General features: G+C 68.1%; 22 protein-coding genes. 15 read left to right on the top strand and 7 right to left on the bottom strand.

The genetic code is table 11. The features are described from left to right. Positions 1-37 precede the first annotated feature (37 nt). Positions 38-604, top strand: coding sequence for a hypothetical protein (locus tag DFO45_RS25495; RefSeq protein WP_208299817.1), 567 nt, complete (start codon positions 38-40; stop codon positions 602-604). Here DFO45_RS25495 and folK read toward each other — a convergent pair whose 3' ends face one another. After that, positions 605-1084: a 2-amino-4-hydroxy-6-hydroxymethyldihydropteridine diphosphokinase gene (gene folK / locus DFO45_RS16570; RefSeq protein ID WP_133865756.1), complete on the bottom strand. Its 480-nt coding sequence runs from the start codon at positions 1082-1084 to the stop codon at positions 605-607. It abuts the gene before it with no gap. After that, positions 1081-1845, bottom strand: coding sequence for a dihydropteroate synthase (folP, locus tag DFO45_RS16565; RefSeq protein ID WP_245518168.1), 765 nt, complete (start codon positions 1843-1845; stop codon positions 1081-1083). The genes folK and folP overlap by 4 nt, the downstream gene beginning before the upstream one ends. Before the next feature lie 251 nt (positions 1846-2096). Between folP and surE the strand changes: the two genes are divergently transcribed. The 4 genes from surE (at position 2097) to DFO45_RS16545 (ending at position 8696) form a co-directional block, all read left to right on the top strand. Continuing rightward, the gene (gene surE / locus DFO45_RS16560; protein WP_133865754.1) at positions 2097-2864 is read left to right on the top strand and encodes a 5'/3'-nucleotidase SurE; all 768 of its coding nucleotides are present in this window, start codon (positions 2097-2099) and stop codon (positions 2862-2864) included. A 232-nt stretch (positions 2865-3096) separates the two neighbouring features. Next, positions 3097-3393 (top strand): succinate dehydrogenase assembly factor 2, encoded by a 297-nt coding sequence (locus DFO45_RS16555; protein ID WP_012169751.1) that lies wholly within the window; start codon positions 3097-3099, stop codon positions 3391-3393. 51 nt (positions 3394-3444) lie between these two features. Continuing rightward, complete coding sequence (gene mfd, locus DFO45_RS16550) at positions 3445-6960, top strand: transcription-repair coupling factor (protein WP_133865753.1); 3516 nt, start codon at positions 3445-3447, stop codon at positions 6958-6960. 275 nt (positions 6961-7235) lie between these two features. Next, the gene (locus DFO45_RS16545; protein WP_166657158.1) at positions 7236-8696 is read left to right on the top strand and encodes an EAL domain-containing protein; all 1461 of its coding nucleotides are present in this window, start codon (positions 7236-7238) and stop codon (positions 8694-8696) included. 15 nt (positions 8697-8711) lie between these two features. On the opposite strand, the gene DFO45_RS16540 is transcribed toward DFO45_RS16545, so the two are convergent. Next, the gene (locus tag DFO45_RS16540; RefSeq protein WP_245518144.1) at positions 8712-10388 is read right to left on the bottom strand and encodes an extracellular solute-binding protein; all 1677 of its coding nucleotides are present in this window, start codon (positions 10386-10388) and stop codon (positions 8712-8714) included. A 357-nt stretch (positions 10389-10745) separates the two neighbouring features. On the opposite strand from DFO45_RS16540, the gene DFO45_RS16535 reads away from it, so the two are divergent. Next, on the top strand, positions 10746-11516 hold the full coding sequence (locus DFO45_RS16535; protein WP_043878988.1) for an invasion associated locus B family protein: 771 nt from the start codon (positions 10746-10748) through the stop codon (positions 11514-11516). A 78-nt stretch (positions 11517-11594) separates the two neighbouring features. Here DFO45_RS16535 and DFO45_RS16530 read toward each other — a convergent pair whose 3' ends face one another. The 3 genes from DFO45_RS16530 to DFO45_RS16520 all read right to left on the bottom strand — a co-directional run bounded on the left by DFO45_RS16530 (position 11595) and on the right by DFO45_RS16520 (position 15425). After that, entirely contained in the window at positions 11595-13679 is a 2085-nt protein-coding gene (locus DFO45_RS16530; protein ID WP_133865751.1) for a methyl-accepting chemotaxis protein, read from the bottom strand. Positions 13680-13823: 144 nt separating this feature from the next. Then, a complete protein-coding gene (gene hspQ, locus DFO45_RS16525; RefSeq protein ID WP_043878989.1) occupies positions 13824-14165 on the bottom strand; it encodes a heat shock protein HspQ in 342 nt (113 codons plus the stop codon). Between the two features lie 219 nt (positions 14166-14384). Further along, positions 14385-15425, bottom strand: a complete 1041-nt coding sequence (locus DFO45_RS16520) for a CoA ester lyase (RefSeq protein ID WP_012169758.1) — start codon at positions 15423-15425, stop codon at positions 14385-14387. A gap of 164 nt (positions 15426-15589) precedes the next feature. Between DFO45_RS16520 and DFO45_RS16515 the strand changes: the two genes are divergently transcribed. Together DFO45_RS16515 and DFO45_RS16510 are read left to right on the top strand one after the other, a co-directional pair. Further along, positions 15590-16348 carry a gamma-glutamylcyclotransferase family protein gene (locus DFO45_RS16515; protein ID WP_245518143.1) on the top strand — a complete coding sequence of 253 codons (759 nt, stop codon included), beginning with the start codon at positions 15590-15592 and terminating at the stop codon, positions 16346-16348. Positions 16349-16440: 92 nt separating this feature from the next. Next, positions 16441-17400: an AEC family transporter gene (locus DFO45_RS16510; protein WP_133865750.1), complete on the top strand. Its 960-nt coding sequence runs from the start codon at positions 16441-16443 to the stop codon at positions 17398-17400. Between the two features lie 6 nt (positions 17401-17406). Here the strand turns inward: DFO45_RS16510 and DFO45_RS16505 are convergent, their stop codons facing one another. Next, entirely contained in the window at positions 17407-18345 is a 939-nt protein-coding gene (locus DFO45_RS16505) for a LysR substrate-binding domain-containing protein (RefSeq protein WP_133865749.1), read from the bottom strand. 175 nt (positions 18346-18520) lie between these two features. Between DFO45_RS16505 and DFO45_RS16500 the strand changes: the two genes are divergently transcribed. The 7 genes from DFO45_RS16500 to DFO45_RS16470 are packed head-to-tail and all read left to right on the top strand — an operon-like array spanning position 18521 to position 25164. Continuing rightward, entirely contained in the window at positions 18521-19570 is a 1050-nt protein-coding gene (locus tag DFO45_RS16500) for an ABC transporter substrate-binding protein (protein ID WP_133865748.1), read from the top strand. 38 nt (positions 19571-19608) lie between these two features. Further along, positions 19609-20649 (top strand): ABC transporter ATP-binding protein, encoded by a 1041-nt coding sequence (locus DFO45_RS16495; protein ID WP_133865995.1) that lies wholly within the window; start codon positions 19609-19611, stop codon positions 20647-20649. A 14-nt stretch (positions 20650-20663) separates the two neighbouring features. Beyond that, positions 20664-21542 (top strand): ABC transporter permease, encoded by an 879-nt coding sequence (locus tag DFO45_RS16490; protein WP_245518167.1) that lies wholly within the window; start codon positions 20664-20666, stop codon positions 21540-21542. After that, positions 21539-22342 carry an ABC transporter permease gene (locus DFO45_RS16485; RefSeq protein WP_133865746.1) on the top strand — a complete coding sequence of 268 codons (804 nt, stop codon included), beginning with the start codon at positions 21539-21541 and terminating at the stop codon, positions 22340-22342. Before DFO45_RS16490 ends, DFO45_RS16485 begins: the two co-directional genes overlap by 4 nt. Further along, the gene (locus DFO45_RS16480) at positions 22339-23463 is read left to right on the top strand and encodes an FAD-dependent oxidoreductase (RefSeq protein WP_133865745.1); all 1125 of its coding nucleotides are present in this window, start codon (positions 22339-22341) and stop codon (positions 23461-23463) included. The genes DFO45_RS16485 and DFO45_RS16480 overlap by 4 nt, the downstream gene beginning before the upstream one ends. Further along, positions 23444-23740, top strand: a complete 297-nt coding sequence (locus tag DFO45_RS16475; protein WP_133865744.1) for a (2Fe-2S)-binding protein — start codon at positions 23444-23446, stop codon at positions 23738-23740. Before DFO45_RS16480 ends, DFO45_RS16475 begins: the two co-directional genes overlap by 20 nt. Beyond that, the gene (locus DFO45_RS16470; RefSeq protein WP_133865743.1) at positions 23737-25164 is read left to right on the top strand and encodes an NAD(P)/FAD-dependent oxidoreductase; all 1428 of its coding nucleotides are present in this window, start codon (positions 23737-23739) and stop codon (positions 25162-25164) included. The genes DFO45_RS16475 and DFO45_RS16470 overlap by 4 nt, the downstream gene beginning before the upstream one ends.

The following is a 25164-nucleotide window of genomic DNA, read 5'->3' as shown; positions in this document are numbered from 1 at the left end:
CCACCGTCTATCTCGCCTTCCGTCCGAGGGCGCGCCCATGATCTCGTTCGAAGTCGACGTCGCCCTGCTGCTGTTCGCCGCCTTCCTCATCGGCGGGGCGGCCGCCTATGGGCTGCGGCTGCGGATGGAGCGCCGGCGGCTGGAACGTCTGGCGCATGCGGCGCTGTTCACCATCGATCTGACCGAGCGTCCACGGCCGGCCCCCAGGGTCGCGCCCACCCCGGAGCCCGTGGCCGCGCCACCCGAGCCGCCGCCGGCCCCGGAACTCCCCCTCAATCTGCCGCCGACCCCGACGGTCGTGCGCCGCCGGGCGGCGAAGGAGGCGGAGCGCCGGCCGGAGGGCACGCCCGGAACGCCGCCGCCCCGTCTCGACGCGCCCGACGGGGCGCCGGATGATCTCAGGCGGATCAAGGGCATCGGCCCGCAGAATGCCCGGCGCCTCAACGAACTCGGCATCTACCATCTGCGCCAGATCGCGGCCTGGACGCCCGACGAGGTGCGCTGGGTGGGCGCGGCGCTGGCCTTTCCGGGCCGCATCGAGCGCGAGGGCTGGGTGGCGCAGGCGCAGGCGCTTGTGGCCGAAGATCAGGGCACGGCGGAGTAGTCAGTCCACCCGCTCGATGCCGCTCCGGTCAAGCCGCGCCAGCGCGTCCCGCGCCCGTGTGCCGGAGATGATGATGTCGGGCGCGATGTCCAGCAGCGGCACCAGCGCGAAGGCGCGCTCGAGCAGGCGCGGATGGGGCAGTTCCAGATCCGGCTCGTGTACGATCTCGTCGCCATAGGCGAGGATATCGATGTCCGCCGTGCGGGGGCCGAAGCGCGCCTCCCGCGCGCGGTTCCGTCCGAGCTGACGTTCCACATCCAGCGCCAGCGTCAGCAGCGCGCTCGGGGAGGGGGCGCCGGTGACGGCGAGCACCTGGTTGAGATAGGGCGGCTGCGGCACCGGCCCCCAGGGCGGCGTGCGGTAGAGGGGCGAGCGCGCGCGGATGACCAGCCCGCCCACCTCCAGCAGCCGGCCGGCTTCGGCAAGGGTCGCGGCCACGTCGCCCACATTGCCGCCGAGGCAGAGATAGGCGGTGGTCATCGCGCCCGGCGGATGGCTTCGGCCACGCGGGCCGCCTGCACGTGCTCGGCCACATCGTGCACGCGGATGATCTCCACCCCCGCCATGATGCCGATGACGTTCGAGGCGATGGTGCCCGGCAGGCGCTCGGTGGGCTGCGTCTCGATGACCTTGCCGATCATGGACTTGCGCGAGGTGCCGAGCAGCAGCGGCAGGCCGAGCACGCGCAGCTCGGAGAGGCGGGCGCAGGCCGCCAGATTCTGCTCGAACGTCTTGCCGAAGCCGATGCCGGGATCGAGCACGAGCCGGTTGAGCGGGATGCCGGCCTTGTCGGCTTTCTCCAGCGCCCGCTCGAAGAAGGTGATCATGTCCGCCATGATGTCGATGGCCGGATCGATGGCCTCGCGATTGTGCATCAGCACGGCGGCGGCATCGCTGTCGGCCACCACCGCCGGCATGTCGGGATCGAAGGCAAAGCCCCAGATGTCGTTGATGACGGCGACTCCCGCCTTCAGCGCCCGGCGGGCCACCTCGGCTTTATACGTGTCCACGGAGACGAGCACGCCCAGTTCGTCCGCCAGCCCGTCCAGCACCGGGGCGATGCGGTCCCATTCCTCGTCATCCGAAATGCGGGTGTGGCCGGGCCGCGTGCTCTCGCCGCCCACGTCGAGAATGTCCGCGCCTTCGCGCACAAGGCGGCGGGCGGTCTCCCGCGCAGTCTCGGGCGCAGCGCTGAGTCCTCCGTCCGAGAAAGAATCGGGCGTGACATTGAGGATGCCCATGATCAGCGTGCGCTCGGAGAGCGGCACCGGTCGGCCGCGGGCGTCGAGGATGTGGGCGGGAAGGGTGGTCAAGGGCCGGCTCCGTGGGCAGGCGCGGAAGGTGTCGCAACGAATGCCTCCCTTGGGCGGCCGGCGCAAGCGGGGAGCGGGCGGCGGTGAAGGCATGCGACCTTCGTTGCAGTCCGTCCGGTCTGGAGTTAAGCACCGCCTGCGCCGCGTTCGGGCGCTTGCGGTTGGGAAGGGACGGGGCCATGCGCATCCTGGTGACGAATGACGACGGCATTCACGCTCCGGGGCTCGACGCCTGTGCCCGCATCGCAGCCGCCCTCTCCGATGACGTATGGGTGGTGGCGCCGGAAACCGACCAGTCGGGCGTCGCCCATTCCCTGTCTCTCAACGATCCGCTCCGCCTGCGCAAGGTGGCCGCCCAGCGCTATGCGGTGAAGGGCACGCCCACCGACTGCGTGATCATGGCCGTGCGGCACGTGCTCATCGACAATCCGCCGGACCTCATCCTCTCGGGCGTCAACCGGGGCCAGAACATCGCCGAGGACGTGAGCTATTCGGGCACCGTGGCGGGCGCCATCGAGGGCACCATTCTCGGCATTCCCTCCATCGCGCTCTCGCAGGCCTTCGGGCCGCAGACGCGGGACAATCCTTCCTACCAGACCGCCGAGACCCATGGCCCCGATGTCATCCGCACCCTGCTGGGTGAAGGCATTCCGGCGGGCGTGCTGATCAATGTGAACTTTCCCGACCGCACGCCGGACCAGGTGGCGGGCATCGCCGTGACGGCGCAGGGGCGGCGCGACCAGAAGCTGATGCGCATCGATCCGCGCAAGGACGGGCGCGGCAACGACTATTTCTGGATCGCCTTCGAGCGCCGCTCGGCGGACACGGTGCCGGGGTCGGACCTGCGGGCGCTCGATGAGGGGCGCATCTCGGTCACACCGCTTCGGGTGGAACAGACCGACGAGCCCATGATGACCCGCCTCGCCCAGGTGTTCGAGGCGCGCTGACCGGTGTTGCGCCGGGCATGCTTCCGCCCTGCGCGCTTTGCTTCTATAAGCCCCAAGCCTTTGGGAACGGACCCTCGGCGACGGCCCCGGCGGTGATCCGGGGCGGGCGCCGGTCCGTTCAAGGATCGCGCCGGCCGGAGCGGCCCGGCGCGAAACCGTTCTCTTCCGGCCACGGCATCGCCCGTGGGCGGCGCGTTTTCGCGGGCGTCACGCTCCGCGCAGGGAGGCAGGCATGTCGGGAACCGTGAAGTCGAGCGCCGGGTTGGACGTGCGGCGGCGGCGCATCATCTACCGCGCCTGGCACCGGGGCACCCGCGAGATGGACCTCATCATGGGCCGCTTCGCCGATGCCAATATCGAGACTCTCACCGAGGCGGAAGTGGACATCTTCGAGCATCTGCTGGAGATCGAGGATCCGGACCTGTTCTCCTGGCTCAGCGGCTCGCTGCCGGTGCCTGCGGAACTCGACACGCCCTTCTTCCGCAAGATCCAGACCTGGCATCTCGCCGGCAATTCCCTGCCGGAGTGAGATCGCGCCCCGGCGGCGGCGCCGGGGCCTCTTTCCATTGGAATATCCCCCGTGAAGCGTCCCCGTTCCCTCGCCGAAGACCTCAAAGCCGGCAATCCGCTGACCCTTTCCCGCGTGCCGGAAGGGATGCAGGGGCTGGTGGTGGCGGACCTCGCCCGCAGCGTCGCGGCCGGCAAGGACGCGCCCTGGCCGAGCCTCACGGTGGTCTGCCGGGACGGCCAGCGGCTCGCGGCGCTGGAGCGGGGGCTCGCTTTCTTCGCGCCCGAGATCGAGGTGCTGAGCTTCCCGTCCTGGGACTGCCTGCCCTATGACCGCGCCTCGCCCAATGCCGCCATCACCGCCCGGCGCATGGCAACGCTGGCGCGCCTTGCCCGCGTGAAGGGAGGCGAGGTGAGCGTGCTGCTCACCACCGTGAACGCCACCGTGCAGCGCGTGCCCGCGCGCGATCTTCTGGCGGCGCAGTCGCTCTCCGCCCGGCCGGGCAATGCCATCGCCCTTGAAGGCATCGTGGAATGGGCGGAGCGCAACGGCTATCTGCGCACCCCCACCGTGCGCGACACCGGCGAATATGCGGTGCGCGGCGGTCTCATCGATCTCTATCCGCCGGGACTCGATGCGCCCATCCGCCTCGATTTCTTCGGCGACACGCTGGAGAGCATCCGCGCCTTCGATCCGGAGACACAGCGCTCGTCCGGCACGCTCCATGCGCTGGAGCTGGTGCCCATGGCGGAGTTCCAGCTCACGACCGACACCATGCGCCGCTTCCGCATGGCGTATCTGGCGGAGTTCGGCGCCAACACCAAGGGCGACACGCTCTATGAGGCGGTGAGCGAAGGCCGCCGCCATGCGGGCATGGAGCACTGGCTGCCGCTGTTCCACTCCGGCCTCGACACGCTGTTCGACTATCTCGACCGCACGCCCTTCGTGGTGGAGGCGCAGGTGGAGGATGCGGCGGCCGAGCGCATCACCCAGATCGGCGACTATTACGACGCCCGCAAGGAGGCGCTGGCGTCCGGCGCGCCGGGCGCCGTGTACAAGCCGCTGCCCCCTGAGCGGCTTTATCTGACGCAGGACGAGTGGCGCAGCCGCCTGCACGCGCTGCCGCTCACCCGCCTCACCCCCTTCGCGACGCCGGACGGTGGCGCGGGCAAAGTGGTGGACGTGGGCGGCGTGGAGGGCCGTTCCTTCGCCGCCGAGCGGGCGGACCCGGAGGCCAATGTCTTTGATGCCGCCGTCACCCATGTGCGCGACCTTCAGGGGCGCGGCAAGAAGGTGATCCTCGCCGGCTGGAGCGAAGGCTCGCGCGAACGCCTCTCCACCGTGATGGCTGACCACGGGCTGAAGGATCTCGCGCCCATCTCCAAGTTCGCCACCATCGATGCCATGCCGCGCAACAAGGCGACGCTGGCCATCTATGGGCTGGAGCGCGGCTTCGAGACGCCGGACTTCGCCATCATCGGCGAGCAGGACATTCTCGGCGATCGCCTCGTGCGGCCCAAGCGCAAGGCGCGCCGGCCGCAGGACGTCATCTCCGAGCTGACTTCGCTCACCGCCGGCGACCTCGTGGTGCATGTGGACCACGGCATCGGCCGCTTCATTGGGCTCAAGGCCATTGAGGCCATGGGCGCGCCGCACGACTGCCTGGAGATCCATTACGCCGGCGGCGACAAGCTGTTCCTGCCGGTGGAGAATCTCGAACTCCTGACCCGCTACGGCTCGGAGGACACCGAGGCGCAGCTCGACAAGCTGGGTGGCGGCGGCTGGCAGGCGCGCAAGGCGCGCATGAAGAAGCGCATCCGCGAGATGGCGGGTGAGCTCATCAAGATCGCCGCCGCGCGCCAGCTCTCGGAAGCGCCACGCCTCGTGCCCGCCGCCGGCCTCTATGACGAATTCCGTGCCCGCTTCCCCTATGAGGAGACGGACGATCAGGAAGCTGCCATCTCGGCGGTGCTGGACGATCTTTCGTCCGGCCATCCCATGGACCGCCTCGTGTGCGGCGACGTGGGCTTCGGCAAGACGGAGGTTGCGCTACGGGCGGCCTTCGCGGTGGCGCTCTCCGGCAAGCAGGTGGCGGTGGTGGTGCCCACAACGCTGCTCGCCCGCCAGCATTTCCGCACCTTCTCCGAGCGCTTCAAGGGCCTGCCGGTGAACGTGGCGCAGGCCTCGCGCATGGTGACGGGCAAGGACCTCACCGCCGTGAAGAAGGGGCTCACCGACGGCACGGTGGACATCGTGGTCGGCACCCACGCTTTGCTCGGCAAGACCATCCAGTTCCGGGATCTCGGCCTCGTCATCGTGGACGAGGAGCAGCATTTCGGCGTCGCCCACAAGGAGCGGCTGAAGGCGCTGCGCTCCGAGGTGCATGTGCTGACCCTGACCGCGACGCCCATTCCGCGGACGCTGCAACTGGCCATGACCGGAGTGCGTGAGCTTTCGCTCATCGCGACGCCGCCCGTGGATCGCCTCGCGGTGCGCACCTTCGTGACGCCGTTCGATCCGCTCATCGTGCGCGAGGCGCTGCTGCGCGAGCGCTATCGCGGCGGCCAGAGCTTCTATGTGGTGCCGCGCATCGACGATCTCGCCGAGGTGCGCGAGTTCCTGGAGAAGTCGGTGCCCGAGGTGAAGGTGGCGGTGGCCCACGGCCAGATGGCGGCGGGTACGCTCGAAGACATCATGACCGCCTTCTATGACGGCCAGTATGACGTGCTGCTCTCCACCACCATCGTGGAAAGCGGGCTGGACGTGCCGAACGCCAACACGCTCATCGTGCACCGCGCCGACATGTTCGGCCTCGCCCAGCTTTATCAGCTGCGCGGCCGGGTGGGCCGGGCCAAGGCGCGCGCCTACGCCATCTTCTCGGTGCCGGCCACCAAGCCGATCACCGCGCAGGCTGAGCGGCGGCTCAAGGTGCTCCAGTCGTTGGAGACGCTAGGCGCCGGCTTCCAGCTCGCGAGCCACGACCTCGACATCCGCGGCGCCGGCAACCTTCTGGGCGACGAGCAGTCCGGACACATCAAGGAAGTCGGCTACGAACTCTATCAGGAGATGCTGGAGGAGGCGATCGCCCACCTCAAGGCCGGCATCACCGACTATGTGGACGACAAGTGGTCGCCCAACATCACCATCGGCATGCCGGTGCTGATTCCCGAGGAGTATGTCACCGACCTGCACGTGCGCCTCGCCCTCTACCGGCGCCTTGCCGACATCACCGAGGATGCCGAGCTTGACGCTTTCGGGGTGGAACTGGTGGATCGCTTCGGCCCGGCTCCGGAGGAGGTGACCCACCTGCTGCGCCTGTCGCAGATCAAGACTCTCGCCCGGAAGGCGAACGTCGAGAAGGTGGACGCCGGCCCGAAGGGGGTTGTCCTGGCCTTCCGCGAGAACCAGTTCGCGGACCCCGCCGGCCTCGTCCAGCTCATCAATGCCGAAGGCCCGCAGGCCAAGGTGCGGCCGGACTTCAAGGTGGTGTTCCTGCGCGATTGGGCGACCGCCGAGGCCCGCCTGAAGGGCACCCTCCAGGTGCTGCGGAAGCTCGCGGGTCTCGTCGAAAAGCGGAAGGTTGCCTGACCTATCTCCTAATATAAATGGAGGTATTATGAGGTTCTTGGCCGAATTTATTGTATCCCGCACGATCAGGATAGCTGAATAAGACCACTAAAGTTCCCGCCGGCGCTGCTTGCGCCGGTGGTATCGAAGTGATCTATTGCGCCGATTGTAATCTGCGACGAATGTGCCGCCGAACCTCTCTGCGCGCACGCGTTAAGCTTGCGGTGTTTTCGGATTTGCCGCCTTCACGTGTGGCGGGACCCGTGCCGTATGGCGTTTGGGGGATGTTGCGGCCGATGACCGATACTTGGGACCAGTTTTCTCGCCGGCTCGCTCTGGTTTACGCTCTGGTGGCGTTGGTTGTACTCGTCCTCTATCTGGCGTTCGACTTTCAGCGGTCCTGGTCCCGTTCCGTTTCGACTCTGCGCGAGCAGGCCGTCGCTGCTCTATCTTGGGCCGAGCGCGGGATGGATGCTGCCTCCGAGGCCATGTCCTCGGCCGCGACGGCCGGCTCCCGAGCCTGCGTCGCCGGGGCCGTGGAGCCCCGCGTGCTCTCCCACATGCTCAACGTGCCGCTTGACCGCGTGACCATCGCGACCGGCGGGCGCGTGCTGTGTGAATGGACGGCGCCCCAATCCACGCTTACGGCCTGCAGCACCGGCCAGCAGGCGGCCATGGCCATTTCGCGCACGCAGGATGATGTCACGGCGACCGCCCGCATCTATCCCGCCTGCATGCTCGCGCCCTTCGCGCTCTCGGTGGACGGCGTGGGGCTGGGCCTGCGGGAGAAACGCGAGCGCCGGGCCGCGGGTGAGCCGGATGCGCTGCTCACGCTGGCCTCGGCGCGGTGGCCCGTGCAACTGGACGTGAGTGCTCCCCCTTACTGGCTCCTGCGCCGCTGGATGGCCGATCTGCCGCTGCAGATCGGCTTTTTTGCACTGGTGGGCCTGGCCATCTATTTCGGCCCGCTTGCCGCGCTGCGCCGCCGGCTCTCCATCGAGGGGCAAGTGCGCACGGCGCTGAAGCGGGGCGAGTTCTTCCTCACCTATCTGCCGACCATTGAGGTCAACACCGGCCATTGGCTCGGGGTGGAGGCGCTGATGCGCTGGCGGCACAGCCGCCATGGCCTGCTTCAGCCGGCGGCTTTCATTCCCTGGATCGAGCGCAGCCCGCTGATCCACGACACCACCAGCTGGGTGCTGCGGCAGGCGGCGAGCGATCTCGCCCGCATGAATGAGCTCCATCACGAGCTTTATGTCGGCATCAACCTGCCGCCGAACCAGCTCAGCGACGAGCGGGTGGTGGACGCGGCCCTGGATGCCTTCGGCAACGACCAACTGTGCCTGTGCCGCGTGATGTTCGAGCTCACCGAGCGCGAGACGACGGACTATGCCTCCCCCGAGGTGCAGCGCGTGGTGGCGCGGCTGCGCGAGCGGGGAGCCCAGTTCGCGCTGGACGATTTCGGCATCGGCTTCTCCAATCTGGCGTCGCTGGCCCTGCTGGAGATCGATTTCATCAAGGTGGACAAGAGCTTCATTCAGGAGCTGGAGCGGCGCGGCACGGACCCGAACATTGTCGACTCCATCGTCCATGTGGCCCGCGAGTTCGGCGTCGGCATCATCGCCGAGGGCATCGAGACGGAGCGCCAGCTCGATCGTATCCGGCGCATCGGCATCCGCATGGCGCAGGGCTTCCTTTTCTTCCGCCCCATGGAGGTGGAAGCGACCCTCGACCAACTGCGGCTCCAGACGCAATAGCGTACGGGTCGCCGCTCAAGGCGCGTGCCACCAGGTCTCCGGCAGGGTCCCGTAGAGTGAAACGGTGGTTGGCCGCTCGATGCGCGTCCAGCGCGCCAGCCATTGGCCGGGGGCGTAGAACAGAGGCACGCCGTAGGCGCCGGAGATGAGCGCGCGGTCAAGGGCGCGGGCGGCGTCCGTCACCTCGCCCGTCGTGCGGGCGGCCGTCAGGGCGGCGATGGCCGCGTCAACGGCGGTCGACTTCGCACCCATATAATTGCGCGTGCCGGGCATATCGGCGGCGGCCGATCCGAAATAGAAGGCCTGCTCGTTGCCGGGCGAGAGTGACTGCGTCCAGGTGAAGGGCACCATGTCGAAGTCATAGGCGTTGCGCCGGGCATCGAACTGCACCGCATCCACCATCCGCACATTGGCGGTGATGCCGGCGCGGGCCATCTGGCTCGCGAAGCCCAGGGCGAGGCGCTCCTGTTCCCGCGTCGTCACCATCACCTCGAAGGCGAGCGGCTGGCCCGTCCCCACGGCGCGCAGCTTGCCGTCCTTCTGCCGGTAGCCGGCTTCCGCCAGAAGCGCGAGCGCCGCCTTGGTGCGCGTGCGGTCCCGCCCGCTGCCGTCGGACACGGGCGGGGCATAGGTTCCGGCTCGCACGTCGGCCCTGAGCTCAGCGGTGCCGGCACCGAGAAGTGCCCGCTCCCCCGCGCTCTCCGGCCGGCCGAGGCTTGAGAGGTCCGAGCCGTCGAAGAAGCCGGCCGTGCGGCGGTAGAGGCCGTGGTAGAAATTGCGGTCAAGCCATTCGAAGTCGAACAGCTCGATCAGCGCCCGGCGCACCCGGACGTCCGCGAACACCGGCCGGCGGGTGTTGAACACCAGTGCATAATGGGGCTTGGGCAGCCGCGTCTCGATGGTCTCGCGGATCACCTGCCCGTCGCGGGCGGCGGGGAAGTCGTAGCCGGTCTGCCAGCGGCTGGGGTCGGTCTCGAAGCGGGCATCGACGAGCCCGCGCTTGAAGGCCTCGAATTCCGTATTCGCATCGCGGAAATAGGTGAAGCGCAGTTCGTCGAAATTGAACATGCCGCGGGTGACCGCGAGCTCCCGCCCCCAGTAGGCGGGGTTGCGGACCAGCGTCACGCTGGCGCCGGGCTCGATGCGCGCCACCGTATAGGGGCCGGAGCCGACGGGCGCCGTGAGCGAGGTCTGGTCGAAGGTCGACGCGTCCACAGCGTGGCGCGGCAGCACGGGCATTAGGCCCATGATGAGCGGCAGCTCCCGATCCGGCGCGGCGAAGGTGAAGCGCACCCGGCTGCCTTCGGCGCGGGCTTCGGACACCTTGCCGTAATAGAGGCGCAGGTTCGGCCGCCCCTTGTCCCGAAGGAGCTGGAACGAGAACAGCACGTCCTCTGCCGTCACCGGCGTGCCATCCGAGAAGCGGGCGCGCGGGTCGATCTCAAAGGTCACATAGCTGCGCGCCTCGTCCGTCTCCACGCTCCGGGCCAGCAGGCCGTAGAGCGTGAAGGGCTCGTCATAGCTGCGCACCATGAGGCTCTCGTAGAGGTACCCGCGCAGGATGGGCGGCGCGGTGCCGCGCACGATGAAGGGATTGAGGCTGTCGAACGTGCCGAGCAGGGAAAGGGAGAGGCGTCCGCCTTTCGGTGCATCCGGATTGACGTAGGGGAATTGAGCGAATCCCGCTGCCATGCGCGGCGCGCCGTGCATGGCGATGGCCCTCTCCTGCGCGCGGGCGAATGAGGGAAGGGCACAGGAGAAGGCGAGTGCGAAAAGCCAGGCAAGGACAAGGCTGGCGCGGGATACGGTCAGGCTCCGGTCCAATCGTCACAGCCTCCGTCAGACGTCAGAAATCCTGCCACGCTGTCGCGTGGTGGCCGCATTCCTGTTCAAGGTAGCACGTCACACGCCGTGCGCGCGTGGGACTGTGATGTTCAGGTCACGGTCTTGCCTCAATTGACACCGAACAGAGCGGCGTTACAGAGGCGGAATGCAACGCCGCCAATTCGAGTCTCGCGCTCGGCGACCGGCATGACAGGGAAGATGGGAATGACGACAGCCACCATTTTGCGTCGCGCGAGCGCTCTCGCCGTCGCCGCGATGACGCTTGGTGTTGCGAGCGGGGCCCTGGCCCAGAACGCGGCCCCGGCCAAGCCGGCTCCGGCCAAGCCCGCCCAGGGCCAGCAGGCGCCCGCGCAGGCTCAGCAGCAGCAGGCTGCCGGTCCGCAGTCCGTGGCCGTGCCCGGCATCAACACTCCCTGGACCAAGGTCTGCGGCACCGATCAGGCGGCCAACAAGCAGATCTGCATGACCACGCAGGACTTCACCGCCGAGACCGGCCAGCCGCTGGCCTCCGCGGCCATCCGCGAGATGCAGGACGATCCGGTCAAGAAGTTCATCGTGTCGGTTCCGATCGGCATGCTGATCCAGCCCGGCACCCGCGTGGTGATCGACAAGGAAGCGCCGCTTTCGCTCAAGTACGAAATCTGCTTCCCCAACGGCTGCTTCGCCAGCATGGACGTGAATGCCGAATTCGTGACCAAGCTCAAGAAGGCGCAGAACATCACCATCCAGGCGCTGCAGATGGGCGGTCGCACGCTCAACTTCGTGCTGCCGGCCAAGGACTTCGCCAAGGCCTATGACGGCGCCCCGTCCGATCCGAATGTTGTCGCGGCCGAGCGTCAGAAGCTGGCGGAAGAGCTTCAGAAGCGCGCCCAGAAGATGATGGAAGAGCGTGCTGCGGCCCAGGGCGGCGCCCCCGCCCAGGGTGCTGCGGCTCCGGCTCCCGCCGCGGCGCCGGCGGCTCCCGCCAAGCCCTGATCGCGCATCGAAGCAGCGTTGGAAAAACGAACGGCCCGCCAATCGGCGGGCCGTTCTGCATTTGGGGAGCGGCAGGCGTCAGGCGGTGCGGATGCGGGCCACGAAATCGTCGGTCGCCACGCGCAACTCGCTGGAGGTGCGGGACAGTTCGGTGGAGGCATCCAGGACCTGGCTGGCGGCGCTGCCGGTCTCGGCGGCCGTCTGGGTGACCTGCGCCATGTTTTCATTGGCTTCGCGCGTGCCTTCGGAGGCGCGGGCGATGGAGCCGGCGATCTCGCTCGTGGCCGCCTGCTGCTGGGTCACAGCGGAGGCAATGGACCCCGAGATGTCATTCATCCGGCCGATGGTGCCGGCGATGCTGGCGATGGCCGACACAGCCTCGTTGGTGGCGCTCTGAACGGCGGAGATCTGGGTGTCGATCTCTGCGGTGGCCTTGGCGGTCTGGTCGGCGAGGTTCTTCACCTCGCTCGCCACCACCGCGAAGCCCTTGCCGGCCTCGCCCGCACGTGCCGCCTCGATGGTGGCGTTGAGCGCGAGCAGGTTGGTCTGGCCGGCAATCTCGGTGATGAGCTGGAGGATGTCGCCGATCTTGCGGGCGGCCTCCGACATGGCGGTGACCTTGCTCGCGGCGTTGTTGGCCTCGTCCACCGCAACGCCGGCGATGCGCGCGGATTCCTTCACCTGCGTGCCGATCTCGTTCACCGAGGCGGAGAGTTCCTCTGCCGCAGCGGCGACGGCGCCCACCATGTCGCTGGCGACATGGGAGGCCTGCGCGGCCACCGACGAGCGGTCGGACGTCTGCGCCGCCATGGTGGACATGCCGCGGGCGGAGGCCTGCAATTCCTCGGAGGTGGCGGAGACGGCGCCCGCGATCTTGCCGACCACACGGTCGAGTTCGTCGGCCACACGGGCGAAGGTCGCCCTGCGGTCCTGCTCGGCCTGCTCGCGCATGGCCACCTGCTCCTCCTGAAGGCGCACCACCTCGCGGCTGTTGCCCCGCAGCACTTCCACGGCGCGGCTGATCTCGCCGATCTCGTCCTTGCGGCCGGCGCCGGGAATATCCACGTCGAGATTGCCCTCGGCGATCTGCTCGATGCCCACGGTCAGGCCGCGGATGGGGGTGATGAGGCGGCGATTGATGAACAGCGCAAAGCCACCAACGATGGCGATGATGCCGACGATGCCGCCGCAGGCGAGCCCGAAACCGGTGCGGGCGGAGGCGATGCTGGCTTCGGCCATGACGTAGGCGGCGGTGAAGGCGGCGTCGCGCGGGGCGAGAGAGCTCTTCAGGGCCGGCGAAATCTGCGCGCGCCAGTCGGCGAGCGGCATCGGCGCCGGGCCTTCACCCTTGGCAGCGGGCATCATGCTGCGATTGAGATTGGCGACGAGGTCGGTGAACTTGGTCTTGGCCTCGGTCATGGCCGTGGTGATGCCGGGGACGTCGTTCAAATCCTTGCTCGCATGGGAGACCATGTCCCAATAGGCGGTCACCTGGCCGTCGAGCTGGAAGAACTGCTCGAGCTGGGCCGGGGTGAAGGGCTTGCCGGAGCCGAGCAGCGTGGTGACCATGGTCGCGCGCCGGCCGGCGGCATCACGCAGGAAGATGGTCTGGCGGGCGAAGGCGGCAAGGCGGCCCACATTGTTGTCTTCGTCGCTGATGCGCAGTTCGAGTGCCGCAGCGGTCCGGCCGAGGGACTGAAGAATGTCCTGCGCCTTCGGCACGAAGGACTGAACGAAGGCGGGGTCCCGCGCAGCCTTCGGCTTCTCGCCCTGCGGCCAGGAGGCTTCGCGCAGCTGGCGGATTTCGTCGATGGTCTTCTGGATCGGCCCTTCGAACGCCTGACGGTCGGCGGCAGGCAGCTTGGCGGCGTTGGCCTTGGCGTTGGCCAGCGCTTCGTCCGTGCGGCCGAGGTTGCGGCGCATGGTTTCCTGGAGCGTGGGGGTGACGGGCGTATCCGCCAGCAGCATCTGGTTGAAATCGCCGCGTTCGATGGAATAGCGCTCGTTGATGTAGGCCATTTCGGCGAACACCTGCATCAAGCCTTCCACCGCGACTGCCGAATTCCAGCGCTGCCACTGGTTCACGGCCACAACGACGCCACCCACGAGGGACACTGCCCCGAGGGTCGAAATACACAGCAGGATCATCCCACGGATACGCATACAGTCCTCCCCCGGCAGAGCCGTTCAGACTGCACGCTGAAGTGGAATGCTTGCGCGGGGCTGACCGGTAGGAGGTATGATTAGCAGGCTGGCTTGCCAATCTATCGCCAGCTATCAAACGTCCGGATTTCCGGCTCGATCCTGTCAGTTCAGGAGGTCGCGCCGCACCTTCCAGCCGCCGGTTCCGTCAGAGGCGAGGGCCTCGGCCACACGCGGGTGGCGCACCGGCTCATTGGACGTGTCCGGCTCGAGATTCTGTTCGGACACATAGGCCACGTACTCATTGTCCGCATTCTCGGCCAGCAGGTGGTAGAACGGCTGGTCCTTGCGGGGGCGGATCTCCTCCGGGATCGACAGATACCATTCCTCGGTATTGTCGAAGACCGGGTCCACGTCGAACACCACGCCCCGGAAGGGGAAGTGCCGGTGGCGCACCACGTCGCCGATGCGGAATCGGGCGGTGCGCGTGCGGGTGTCCGCGGCCACGGCCGCCTCGGGCGTCGCCCGGCTGGTGCGGGCGGGGCGGCGTGTACGCCGGGGCGTCGCGCCCGGTGCGTCTGTCCGCGCCTGTTCCTTCACCGACCGTGCCATTCCCGTGAATCTCCCGTGTGTCGCTGCGCCGTCACATAACGCAACGCCGCGATCTTCACCACTCCTTAACCCTGATACGCCGGCCCACGCGCTGGGGATGAGCCGGCACCGGCCTCACAGGCCGTAGATTTTCGCCATCTCCGCATCCTTGGCGGCGACGATGCGGGCCAGGTCCACGATCACCTTGGCCTGTTTCCAGGTGGCATCATCCTGCATCTTGCCGTCGATCATCACCGCGCCGGCGCCGTCCGGCATGGCTTCGAGTATCTTGAGGGCGAAGGCGACCTCGCCCGGATCGGGGCTGAAGACGCGCTTGGCGATGTCGATCTGCGTCGGATGCAGCGACCATGCGCCCACGCAGCCTTGCAGGAAGGCATTGCGGAACTGGCTCTCGCACGCTGGGCCGTCGGCGAAGTCGCCGAACGGGCCATAGAAGGGCTTGATGCCGGCTGAGGCACAGGCATCCACCATCTTGCCCACCGTGTAGTGCCACAGATCCTGCTGATAGCCCGTGCGGGGCGCATCTCCGTCCGGGTCTGCCAGCACCTTGTATTCCGGATGGCCGCCGCCGACGCGGGTGGTCTTCATGGCGCGCGACGCCGCAAGGTCGGCAGGGCCGAGGCTCATGCCATGCATGCGCGGAGACGCCGCAGCGATCGCCTCCACATTCTTCACCCCCTCCGCCGTCTCCAGGATGGCGTGGATGAGGATGGGCTTCTCCACCTTGTGCCGGGCTTCGAGCTGCGCCAGCAACTGGTCGAGATAGTGGATGTCCCACGGGCCATCCACCTTCGGCAGCATGATGACGTCGAGCTTGTCGCCCACGGCACCCACGATTTCGGTGATGTCGTCGAGCGCCCATGGGCTGTTCAGCGCGTTGATGCGGGTCCAGAGGCCCGTGGTACCGAAGTCCACCGCCTTCGCCATCTCGATGAAGCCGGTGCGCGCGGCCTCCTTGGCGTCGATCGGGATGGCGTCTTCCAGATTGCCGAGCACCACGTCCACCTGACGGGCGAGGTCCGGCACCTTGGCGCGGATCTTCTCCAGATGCGGCGGCACGAAATGGATCATGCGCTCCAGCCGCACGGGCAGTTCCCGATAGGGGGCAGGGGCTCCGATGGCGAGCGGCTTGAAGAAGTTGCGCGGCAGTTTCATTCGTTTCCCCCAATCGTTGTTTCCGCAGAATGGACAGGCGCTCCGGCAGGGGCAAGAGCAACTTTGCCGTGCAGCATGTCCATGTGGCGGTGCAGCGCAGGTGGCAGCGGCGCTCGGCCCGCTCTGCTAGAAGACGCCGGCTGGGGGATGCGAAGGAGACGCCAATGCTGACACGGCGCAACGTTCTGGGTGGCCTCGCGAGCCTCGGTCTTGGCGCGGTGCTGCCCGGCGCACCGCCGGCCTGGGCGCGCGCGCCGGTGCTGCCCACCCAGTTCCTCATCGGCTATGGCTCGCTCATCGATGGGGATTCCCGAAGCGGCACGGCCGGCGAGCGGACCGACGCGGTGCCGGTGCGGGTCACGGACGGCTTCGGCTATCGACGCACCTGGAACGCACGCTCCCGCTCCGGTTTCACCGCGCTGGGGCTGGAGAAGGCGGCGGGCAAGGCGCCGACGCCCATCAACGGCGTGATCTTCCCGGTCACGGACGCCTCGCTGGTGAAGTTCGACGCGCGGGAATCCGGCTACGACCGGGTGATGGTCGCCCCGGCCCTGGTGGAGAGCCTCTCCTGGCTGCGCCTGCCGGACAGCGGCACCATGTGGATCTATGTGCCGAAGGCCGGGCAGCGGGACTTCCCGCCCGAAGCGCAGTTCCCACTTCTCCAGAGCTATATCGACCTCGTCCTCCAGGGCGCCCTGTCCTATGGCCGGGACTTTGCGGCCGAACTCATCGAGACCACGGACGGCTGGAGTCCGTTCTGGCTCAACGACCGGCCGGTGGCCCGGCGGCCCTGGGCGATGGTGCCCCATGCCGGAGCCATCGACAGCCTGCTCTCCTCGACCGCGCCCGCGAGCAGCGTCTTCGGTCAGCGACTCTATGAAGGGGAATATGCCGTCCGCCACCTGGCCACGGCGCGGCCCTAGGACTACCGCAGCGCACCGCGCATGGCTGTCGGCTTGGCCTTGCGCGGCAGACCGCTTGCAGGGGCGGGGCGAACATCGTCTGTTCCGGCGTCATGACGGACCTGTTCGGCCTCGCCTTTCCCTTCTTCGGACTGATCTTTCTGGGCTTTGCCTGCGGCCGGCTGGTGCGCCTGCCGGAAGAAGGGCTCGCCTGGCTGTCCTTCTTCATCATCTATGTGGCGCTGCCGGCGCTCTTCTATCGCATCGTTGCCCAGACGCCCTTCTCCGAACTCGCTAACCCGCGCTTCATCCTGGCGGCGGGCCTCTCCACGGCCACCACCGCCGCGCTCGCGCTCGCGCTCGCGTTGTGGTTCAGGCGGGGAAATCTCAAGGAGTCCGCCATCGCCCTGAATGTCGGGGCCTACGCCAACGTTGGCTACATGGGCCCGGGCCTTTCGCTGGCCGCGCTCGGGGCGGAAGCGGCAACACCGGCGGCCCTGATCTTCGCCTGCGACAGCCTGCTGTTCTTCACGCTGGTGCCACTGCTTATCGCCGTGCACGGGCGCGGAGAGCGCCTCTCAAAGACGCTCGTGACCGTCGTGAAGCGGGTGGTGACGCACCCCTTCAACATCGCCACGTTCCTCGGCGTGATCGCCGCCGCCTTCGATCTCCATGCGCCCGGTGCCGTGGAGCGGATGCTGGATTTCCTGAAGAATGCGGCCGCGCCCTGTGCGCTCTTTACGCTCGGCGTCACCGTCGCGCTGCGGCCGCTGAAGCGCGTGCCGGCGGAACTGCCGGCGCTGCTCGGCCTCAAGCTGTTGGTGCATCCGGCGATTGCGCTCACCGTGTTCAGTGCCCTCGGCCCGTTCTCGGACCGCTGGGTGGAAACGGCGGTCCTCATGGCCTCGCTCCCGCCGGCTCTCAACTGTTTCGTGCTGGCGCGGCAATACCGGACCTATATGGAGGAAGCTTCCGCCGGCGTGCTCGTGGGCACGGTGCTCTCCGTCGCCACGGTGACCGGCCTGCTCTATCTGATCCAGCAGCATCTCGTGCCGCTGCACCTCTTCCACTGAGCGGCCTCAGCCGGCGGCGGCGGGCTCGGGCTGCGTCCAGGGCGCCTCGGCGATGAAGGCGCGGCTGTGGAGCACGAAGGCGTCGAGCAGCGCCTTGCCCACGGCCGGGAAGCGCTTCTGCGCCGAGCGCACGGCGGCGAACTCGAAATCGACCGATGGCGTGAACGGCCGGATGACGAGGCCCCGCGCGGTGAATTCATGGGCCGTGAAGGGATCGCACACGCTCACCCCGAGGCCTGAGGTGACGAGGCCGCAGACGATGCCCGAGAGGCGGGTTTCCGCCCGCACCACCGGCCGCACATTGTGCAATTCCATGATGCGGTCGAGCTGCATGCGCGAGAGGCCGCCCGGCTCCATGGCGATGAAGTCCTGACCATCGAAGTCCGTGACATGGATGGCGTCCTTGGCCACCAGCGGATGATCCTGCGGCAGCACGGCCACCATGGGAGCGGAAGGCATGGGATGGGCGATGAGGCCCGCATGGGCGAGCGGCCCCATGACGAAGCCGAGATCGCACTCTCCCGACAGCGTGTGCTCCAGCACCAGATGGGAGCTGACGCCGCTGAGCGAGAGATCCATGCGCGGCTTGTCTTTCAGGAAGCGGCCGACGAAGCGCGGCAGGAAGCCGTTCATGAGCGCCGGCATGGCGGCGATGCGCAGCACACCGGCGCGCCGCTCCTTCACCTCCCGCGCCACGTGCGCAATGCGCTCCAGCCCGACGAAGGAGCGCGCCACCTCCGCATAGATGGTCAGCCCCTCATTGGTGGGCACCAGCTTGGCGCCGCGCCGCTCGAACAGCGTGAGCCCCAGCGTCGCCTGAAGGTCGCGGAGCATGCGGCTGACGGCCGGCTGGGTCACGCCCATGAGGGCGGCGGCATCGGTCACCGTGCCGGACACCATGATGGCGCGGAAAGCCTCGATCTGCCGGGGATTGAGCCAGGACACGGGAACACTCCGGTGCTGAGGACCATAACATCTCGTTATGTAAAATCATTCCAAATGCATTGGACGCACAAGCCCCCGCGTATGACCATTTTGTCAGCGCGCACACAAAGACGGCAAAGGCGCGCATGCCTTCCTTCCCGTTCCGCACGCACGTGGTTGCCACGAGGGGATTTCGATGAAGCGCTTGTCGTTTAAGCACCGTGCCGCCGCCTCCCTTGCCTGCCTCGCCGGCCTCCTTGGCCTCATCGGCGGCGCGCAGGCGCAGCAGACCTTCTATGTCGCCGGCTATGGCGGCACCTTCGAGCAGATCATGCGCAAGGAGATCATCCCCGCCTTCGAGAAGGCGCACGGGGTGAAGGTGGAATATGTGGCGGGCAATTCCACCGATACGCTGGCCAAGCTTCAGGCCCAGAAGGGCAATCAGCAGATCGACGTCGCCATCCTCGACGATGGCCCCATGTATCGCGCCATCAATCTCGGCTTCTGCGCGCCCATCAAGGGCCTGCCCACGGCGGAGCTGTTCGACACCGCCCGCTTCAAGGACGACAAGGCGGTGGGCATCGGCCTCGTCGCCACCGGCCTGATGTACAACACCAAGGTGTTCAAGGAGAAAGGCTGGGCGCCGCCCACCTCCTGGAACGACCTGAAGGACCCGAAATACAAGGGTCAGCTCGTCATTCCGCCGATCAACAACACCTATGGCCTCTATACGCTGGTGGAGTTCGCCCGCATGAATGGCGGCGGGGAAAACGCCATCGAGCCCGGCTTCAAGGTGATGAAGACGGACGTGAACCCCAACGTGCTCGCCTATGAGCCCTCGCCGGGCAAGATGACCGAGCTGTTCCAGAGCGGGCAGGCGGTGATCGCCGTGTGGGGTTCGGGCCGCGTCGCCTCCTTCGCCGCCACCGGCTTCCCGGTGGATTTCGTCTATCCCAAGGAAGGCGCGGTGGCACTGCTCGCCTCCGCCTGTCCGGTGGCGAAAGGCGGCGACAATGCTCTCGCCAATGCCTTCGTGCAGGCGATGGTGGCGCCCGAGTTCCAGGCCGTGCTCTCCAAGGAATATGGCTACGGCCCGGTCAACAAGAACGCCAAGGTTGACATGGAAGCCCTGCGCATGGCCCCTGTGGGCGAGCGGGCGGCCAAGCTGCTCGTGTTCGACTGGGACGCCATCAACCCCAAGATCGACGACTGGACGAAGCGCTGGAACCGCGAGGTGGAACGTTGATCCTCGCGCGCACGTCCTCCAGCACGTCCGCGCCCGGCATGGCCAGCGCCTTCCTCACCCTCGACGGGCTCACCAAGCGCTATGCCGACCATGTGGCGGTGGATGCGCTGAGCCTCGCAGTTGCGCAGGGAGAGTTCATCTCCCTGCTCGGCCCCTCCGGCTGCGGCAAGACCACCACCTTGCAGATGATCGCCGGCTTCACCGAGCCGAGCGGCGGCGCCATCCGGCTGGAGGGGCGCGATCTGGTGGCGGTGAAGCCCGCCCGCCGGGGCCTCGGCATCGTGTTCCAGAGCTATGCTCTCTTCCCGCACATGACGGCGGCGGAGAATGTCGCCTTCGGCCTTGAAATGCAGAAGGTGCCGAAGGCCGAGCGCGCCACGCGGGTGGCGGATGCGCTTACCCTCGTCGGGCTCGGCGCGCTGGCGGACCGCTATCCCCGCCGCATGTCCGGCGGCCAGCAGCAGCGCGTGGCGCTCGCCCGCGCGCTGGTCATCAAGCCGCGCATCCTGCTGCTGGACGAGCCGCTGTCGAACCTCGACGCCAAGCTGCGCGAGGAGATGCAGATCGAGCTGCGGCAGATCCAGCGCTCGCTGGGCACCACCACCATTCTCGTCACCCACGACCAGCACGAGGCCATGGCGCTTTCGGATCGCATCGTGGTGATGAACGCCGGCAAGGTGGAGCAGATCGGCCGTCCTCAGGAGGTCTATGAGCGGCCCGCGACGCCTTTCGTCGCCTCCTTCCTCGGCAAGACCAATGTGTTCGAGGCGCAGGTGCAGGCGGGCGCGGCGGTGATCGGCGGCCTCTCCTTCCCGTGCCCGCCCCATCTGGCACAGGGCGCGCGCGTCACGCTCTCCGTGCGGCCGGAGAAGATCGCCTTCGCGGCGCAAGGGCTCTCCTGCCGCATCGTCTCGCGGGTGTTTCAGGGCACGCACTGGCTGTTCATTGGCGAGACACCAGCCGGCACGGCCACCATCGTCTGCCAGAATGACGGCGCGCCGAAGCCGGAGGAGGGCGAGAGTGTCCATCTCTCCTGGCGGGCCGAGGATGCGGGCCTGCGGGCGGGAGGCGGGCAATGAGCGCCGTGGCGCACATGGCCCCGGCGCGGGAAGGCGCGCCCGCCTGGCTGGCGCCGGCCCTCATGCTGCTGCCGGCGCTGCTCATCGTGTTTGGCGTGGTGCTGGTGCCGCTCGTCATGACGGCGCTCCTCTCCTTCCACGCTTTCTCCAGCTCCGCCGGCATCTCGCCCACGCTCTCGCTGGAGAACTGGGCGGAAATCGCGGGCGATCCCTATTATGCGGAGATGTTCCTGCGCACCTTCCGCATCGCCGGGGTGGTGACGCTCGCCTGCTGCCTCATCGGCGCGCCGGAGGCTTACATCATCCACCGCATGAAGGCGCCCTGGAAGGGCATCTTCCTCGTGGTGACGCTTGGTCCGTTGCTCATTTCTGTGGTGGCGCGCACGCTCGGATGGGCGCTGCTGTTCGGTGGGCGCAACGGCGTCGTCAACAAGGCGCTGATGGACATGGGTGTGCTCTCCCAGCCCATTCCCTTCATGTTCACGGAGGGGGGCGTGATGGTGGCGCTCACCCATGTGATGGTGCCTTTCATGGTGCTCTCCGTCTGGGCCGTGCTCCAGCGGCTCGATCCGCGCGCGGAGAATGCGGCGGCCTCGCTCGGGGCTTCTCAATTCACCATTCTCACCCGCATCGTGCTGCCGCAGGTTTTGCCGGGCATCCTCTCGGGTGCCATCATCGTCTTCGCACTGTCGGCCAGTTCCTTCGCCACCCCCGCCATCATCGGTGGCCGGCGGTTGAAGGTGGCGGCGACGCTGGCCTATGACGAATTCCTCAACACGCTCAACTGGCCGCTGGGCGCCGCCGTGGCGGTGCTGCTGCTCGCTGCCATCGCCGCCATCGTCATCGGCTGCAACGCGCTGGTGGAGCGCCGTTATGCGAGGGTGATCCAATGAGCCGCAACGGGCCTCTCGCGCTCCTCTTCCACGCGCTGGTCATGGTCTTCATGCTGGCGCCCATCCTCATCGTGTGCGTGGTCGCCTTCACGCCCGAGGGCTATCTCTCGCTGCCTACGAACGGCCTCTCGCTACGCTGGTTCAAGGCCATCGCGGGATACCCGGAGTTCATCTCCGCCTTCGGGGATTCGCTCTGGCTCGCGGCGCTTTCCTCGGTCATCGCGGTCGGCGTATCGGTACCGGCGGCGCTGGTGGTGGCGCGCCATCAGTTCCCGGGGCGGGAGGCGCTGTGCGCGCTCATCCTTTCGCCGCTCATGATCCCGCACGTGGTGCTGGGTGTCGCCTTCCTGCGCTTCTTCACCCAGATCGGCGTGAGCGGCACCAAGGTGAGCCTTGTGCTGGCCCATGTGGTGATCGTGCTGCCCTTCGCCTTCCGCCTGACGCTCTCCACCACCACCGGCATGGACCGCGCGCTGGAGCAGGCGGCCCTCTCGCTCGGCGCCTCGGGGGCGACCCTGTTCCGCCGCGTGACGCTGCCGCTCATCCTGCCGGGCGTGGCCTCCGGGCTCGTGCTGGCCTTCATCAACAGTTTCGACGAGGTGACGATGACGGTGTTCATCGCGGCCCCCGGCGCCACGACGCTGCCGGTGCGCCTGTTCCTGTACATCCAGGACAATATTGATCCCCTTGTCACCTCCATCTCGGCGGTGCTGATTGCGCTCACCGTGGTGGTGATGGCGCTGATCGAGAAGCTGTTCGGCCTCGAGCGGCTGCTGGCGGGTGAGGGGGGCGGACGATGACCGCCAATACCTTCGACGTCGCCGTTATCGGCGGCGGGCTGGTGGGCGCCTCCATCGCCTATGGCCTCGCCCGCACCGGCACCCGTGTGGCGGTGCTGGATGAGGGCGACATCGCTCTGCGCGCCTCGCGGGGCAATTTCGCCCTCGTGTGGGTGCAGTCCAAGGGCCTTGGAATGCCGGAATATGCCGGCTGGACGGTGCGCGGGGCGGGCCTGTGGCCCCAGCTGGCGCAGGCGCTGAAGCAGGAGACCGGGCTCGACCTCATGCTCCAGCAGCCCGGCGGCTTCCATCTCGCCCTCTCCGAGGCCGAGCTGGAGAAGCGCGCCAGCCTGTTGCAGCGCCTGCACAACCAGCCGCGCATGATGCGCTATGACTATGAGATCATGGACCATGCGCGGGTGAAGGCGATGATGCCGGAGATCGGCCCGCAGGTGGTGGGCGCGAGCTATTGCCCGCTCGATGGCCACGTGAACTCCCTGCGCCTCTTCCGCGCCCTGCACATGGCCATGGAGCAGGCGGGCGCACGCTATCTGCCCAACCACGGGGTGGACGCCATCGCCTACGAGGGCGGGGAATTCCGCATCAGCACGCCCAAGGGCGAGATCCGCGCCGCCAAAGTGGTGCTCGCCGCCGGCAACGGCAATGCGCGGCTCGGCCCCATGGTCGGGCTCGATGTACCGGTGCGGCCCCAGCGCGGGCAGGTGGTGGTGACCGAGCGCACCCAGCCCTTCCTGCGCCACCCCGTCGTCACCGTGCGCCAGACCGATGAAGGCACGGTGATGCTGGGGGACTCGGTGGAAGAGGCCGGGCCGGACCCGACCGTTGGCCTGCCCATCGTTTCGGCCATCGCCGACCGCGCGGTGCGCATGTTCCCGCGCATCGGCGGGCTCAATGTGGTGCGCACCTGGGCGGCGCTGCGCGTCATGACCAAGGACGGTTTCCCCATCTACGACCAGTCCGCCACCTGTCCGGGGGCGTTTGTCGCCACCTGCCACAGCGGCGTCACGCTGGCGGCAACCCATGCCTTCGTGGTGGCCCCGGCCATCGCGCAGGGCCACCTGCCAAGCGAAGATTTCGAGGTGTTCAGTGCGCGGAGGTTCCATGTTCCGGCGGCTGCCTGAGGCACAAGGCGACACCGTGCGCATCACGGTGGACGGCCGGCCCGTCACGGCGCGGGCGGGCGACACGGTGGCGGCAGCGCTGCTTGCCGCCGGCATCGACCACAATCGCGAGACGCCCGTCAGCGGGACGCCGCGCGCGCCTTACTGCCTGATGGGCGTGTGCTTCGATTGCCTGGTGGTGATCGACGGCACCGGCAACCGGCAGGGCTGCATGGTGCCGGTGGCCGAGGGGATGCGCGTGGAGACGCAGAAGGGCAAGAGGGAGATCGGCCGATGAATGCGCGCCCCGCGACCCCCATCCCCGCCGCCTGCGACGTGGCCGTGGTGGGCGCCGGCCCCGCCGGCCTCGCCGCCGCAACGCTTGCCGCGCGCGCCGGCCTTTCCACCGTCCTGCTGGACGAAAACCCATCGCCCGGAGGCCAGATCTACCGCGCCATCACCCGCTCGCCTTTGCCGAAGGGCGCGTTGCTGGGGGCGGATTACTGGTCCGGCGCGACGCTGGCTGATGGGATGCTCACCAGCGGCGCGGCCTATGTGCCCGGTGCCACCGTCTGGTCGCTGTCGCGGGATCGGGAGATTGCGGTGTCCGTGGCGGGGCGCGCGCACCTCGTCACGGCGAAGCGCGTCATCCTCGCCACAGGCGCTTTAGAGCGGCCCATGCCCATTCCGGGCTGGACACTGCCGGGCGTGATGACGGCGGGCGGCGCGCAGACGCTGCTGAAATCTTCCGGGCTTGTCCCGGATGGCCGCCTCGTGCTCGCTGGCTGCGGGCCGCTGATGTTCCTGCTGGCGGCGCAGCTTCTCGATGCGGGCGTGAAGATCACCGCCATTCTCGACACCACCGCCCCCGGCGCGTGGCGGGCGGCGCTGCCGGAGGCGTTCGGCTTCCTCACCTCGCCTTACTTCCGCAAGGGCCTGACCCTGCTGCGCAAGGTGCGGGCCAATGTGCGCATCCTCTCCGGCATCACGGCGCTGGAGGCGGAGGGGGACAGCGCGGTGCGCGCCGTCTCCTACACGACGGCCTCCGGCGCGCGCGGGCGCATGGAGGTGGATACGCTGCTGCTGCATCAAGGCGTGGTGCCGAACCTCAATCTCGCCAATGCCGCCGGCATTCCCGTGGTCTGGGACGATGCACAATGCTGCTTCCGCCCGGATGTCGATGCGGAGGGCACGAGCCCGCTGGAGGGCATCGCGGTCGCGGGCGATGGCGCCGGCATTGGTGGTGCGCTGGGCGCGGCCGAGCGCGGCCGGCTGGCGGCGCTCGCTGCCATTGCCGCCCTGAAGCCCGGCGCCCCCGTGCTGGCCGAGAAGCCGAAGGTGGAGGCGGCGCTCGCTCAGGCGCTGAAGGGCCGCGCCTTCCTCGACCGGCTCTATCGCCCGGCGGACGGCTTCCGCCGCCCGGCCGACGACACCATCGCCTGCCGCTGCGAGGAAGTGACGGCCAAACAGGTGCGCGAGACGGTGGCGCTGGGCTGCGCCGGGCCGAACCAGCTCAAATCCTTCCTGCGCACGGGCATGGGCCCCTGTCAGGGCCGGATGTGCGGCCTCACCATCTCCGAACTGATGGCGGAGGCGCAGGGCGTCTCCCCGGCCGAGATCGGCCATTACCGGCTGCGCGCTCCGGTGAAGCCCATTTCGGTGGCTGAACTCGCCTCCCTGCCACGGGACGAGACGGCCATGAAATCCGTTGAGCGCGGCTGA

This window comes from Azorhizobium sp. AG788, assembly GCF_004364705.1.
Lineage (GTDB): Bacteria > Pseudomonadota > Alphaproteobacteria > Rhizobiales > Xanthobacteraceae > Azorhizobium > Azorhizobium caulinodans.
This window is presented reverse-complemented; position numbering and strand designations above follow the sequence as displayed.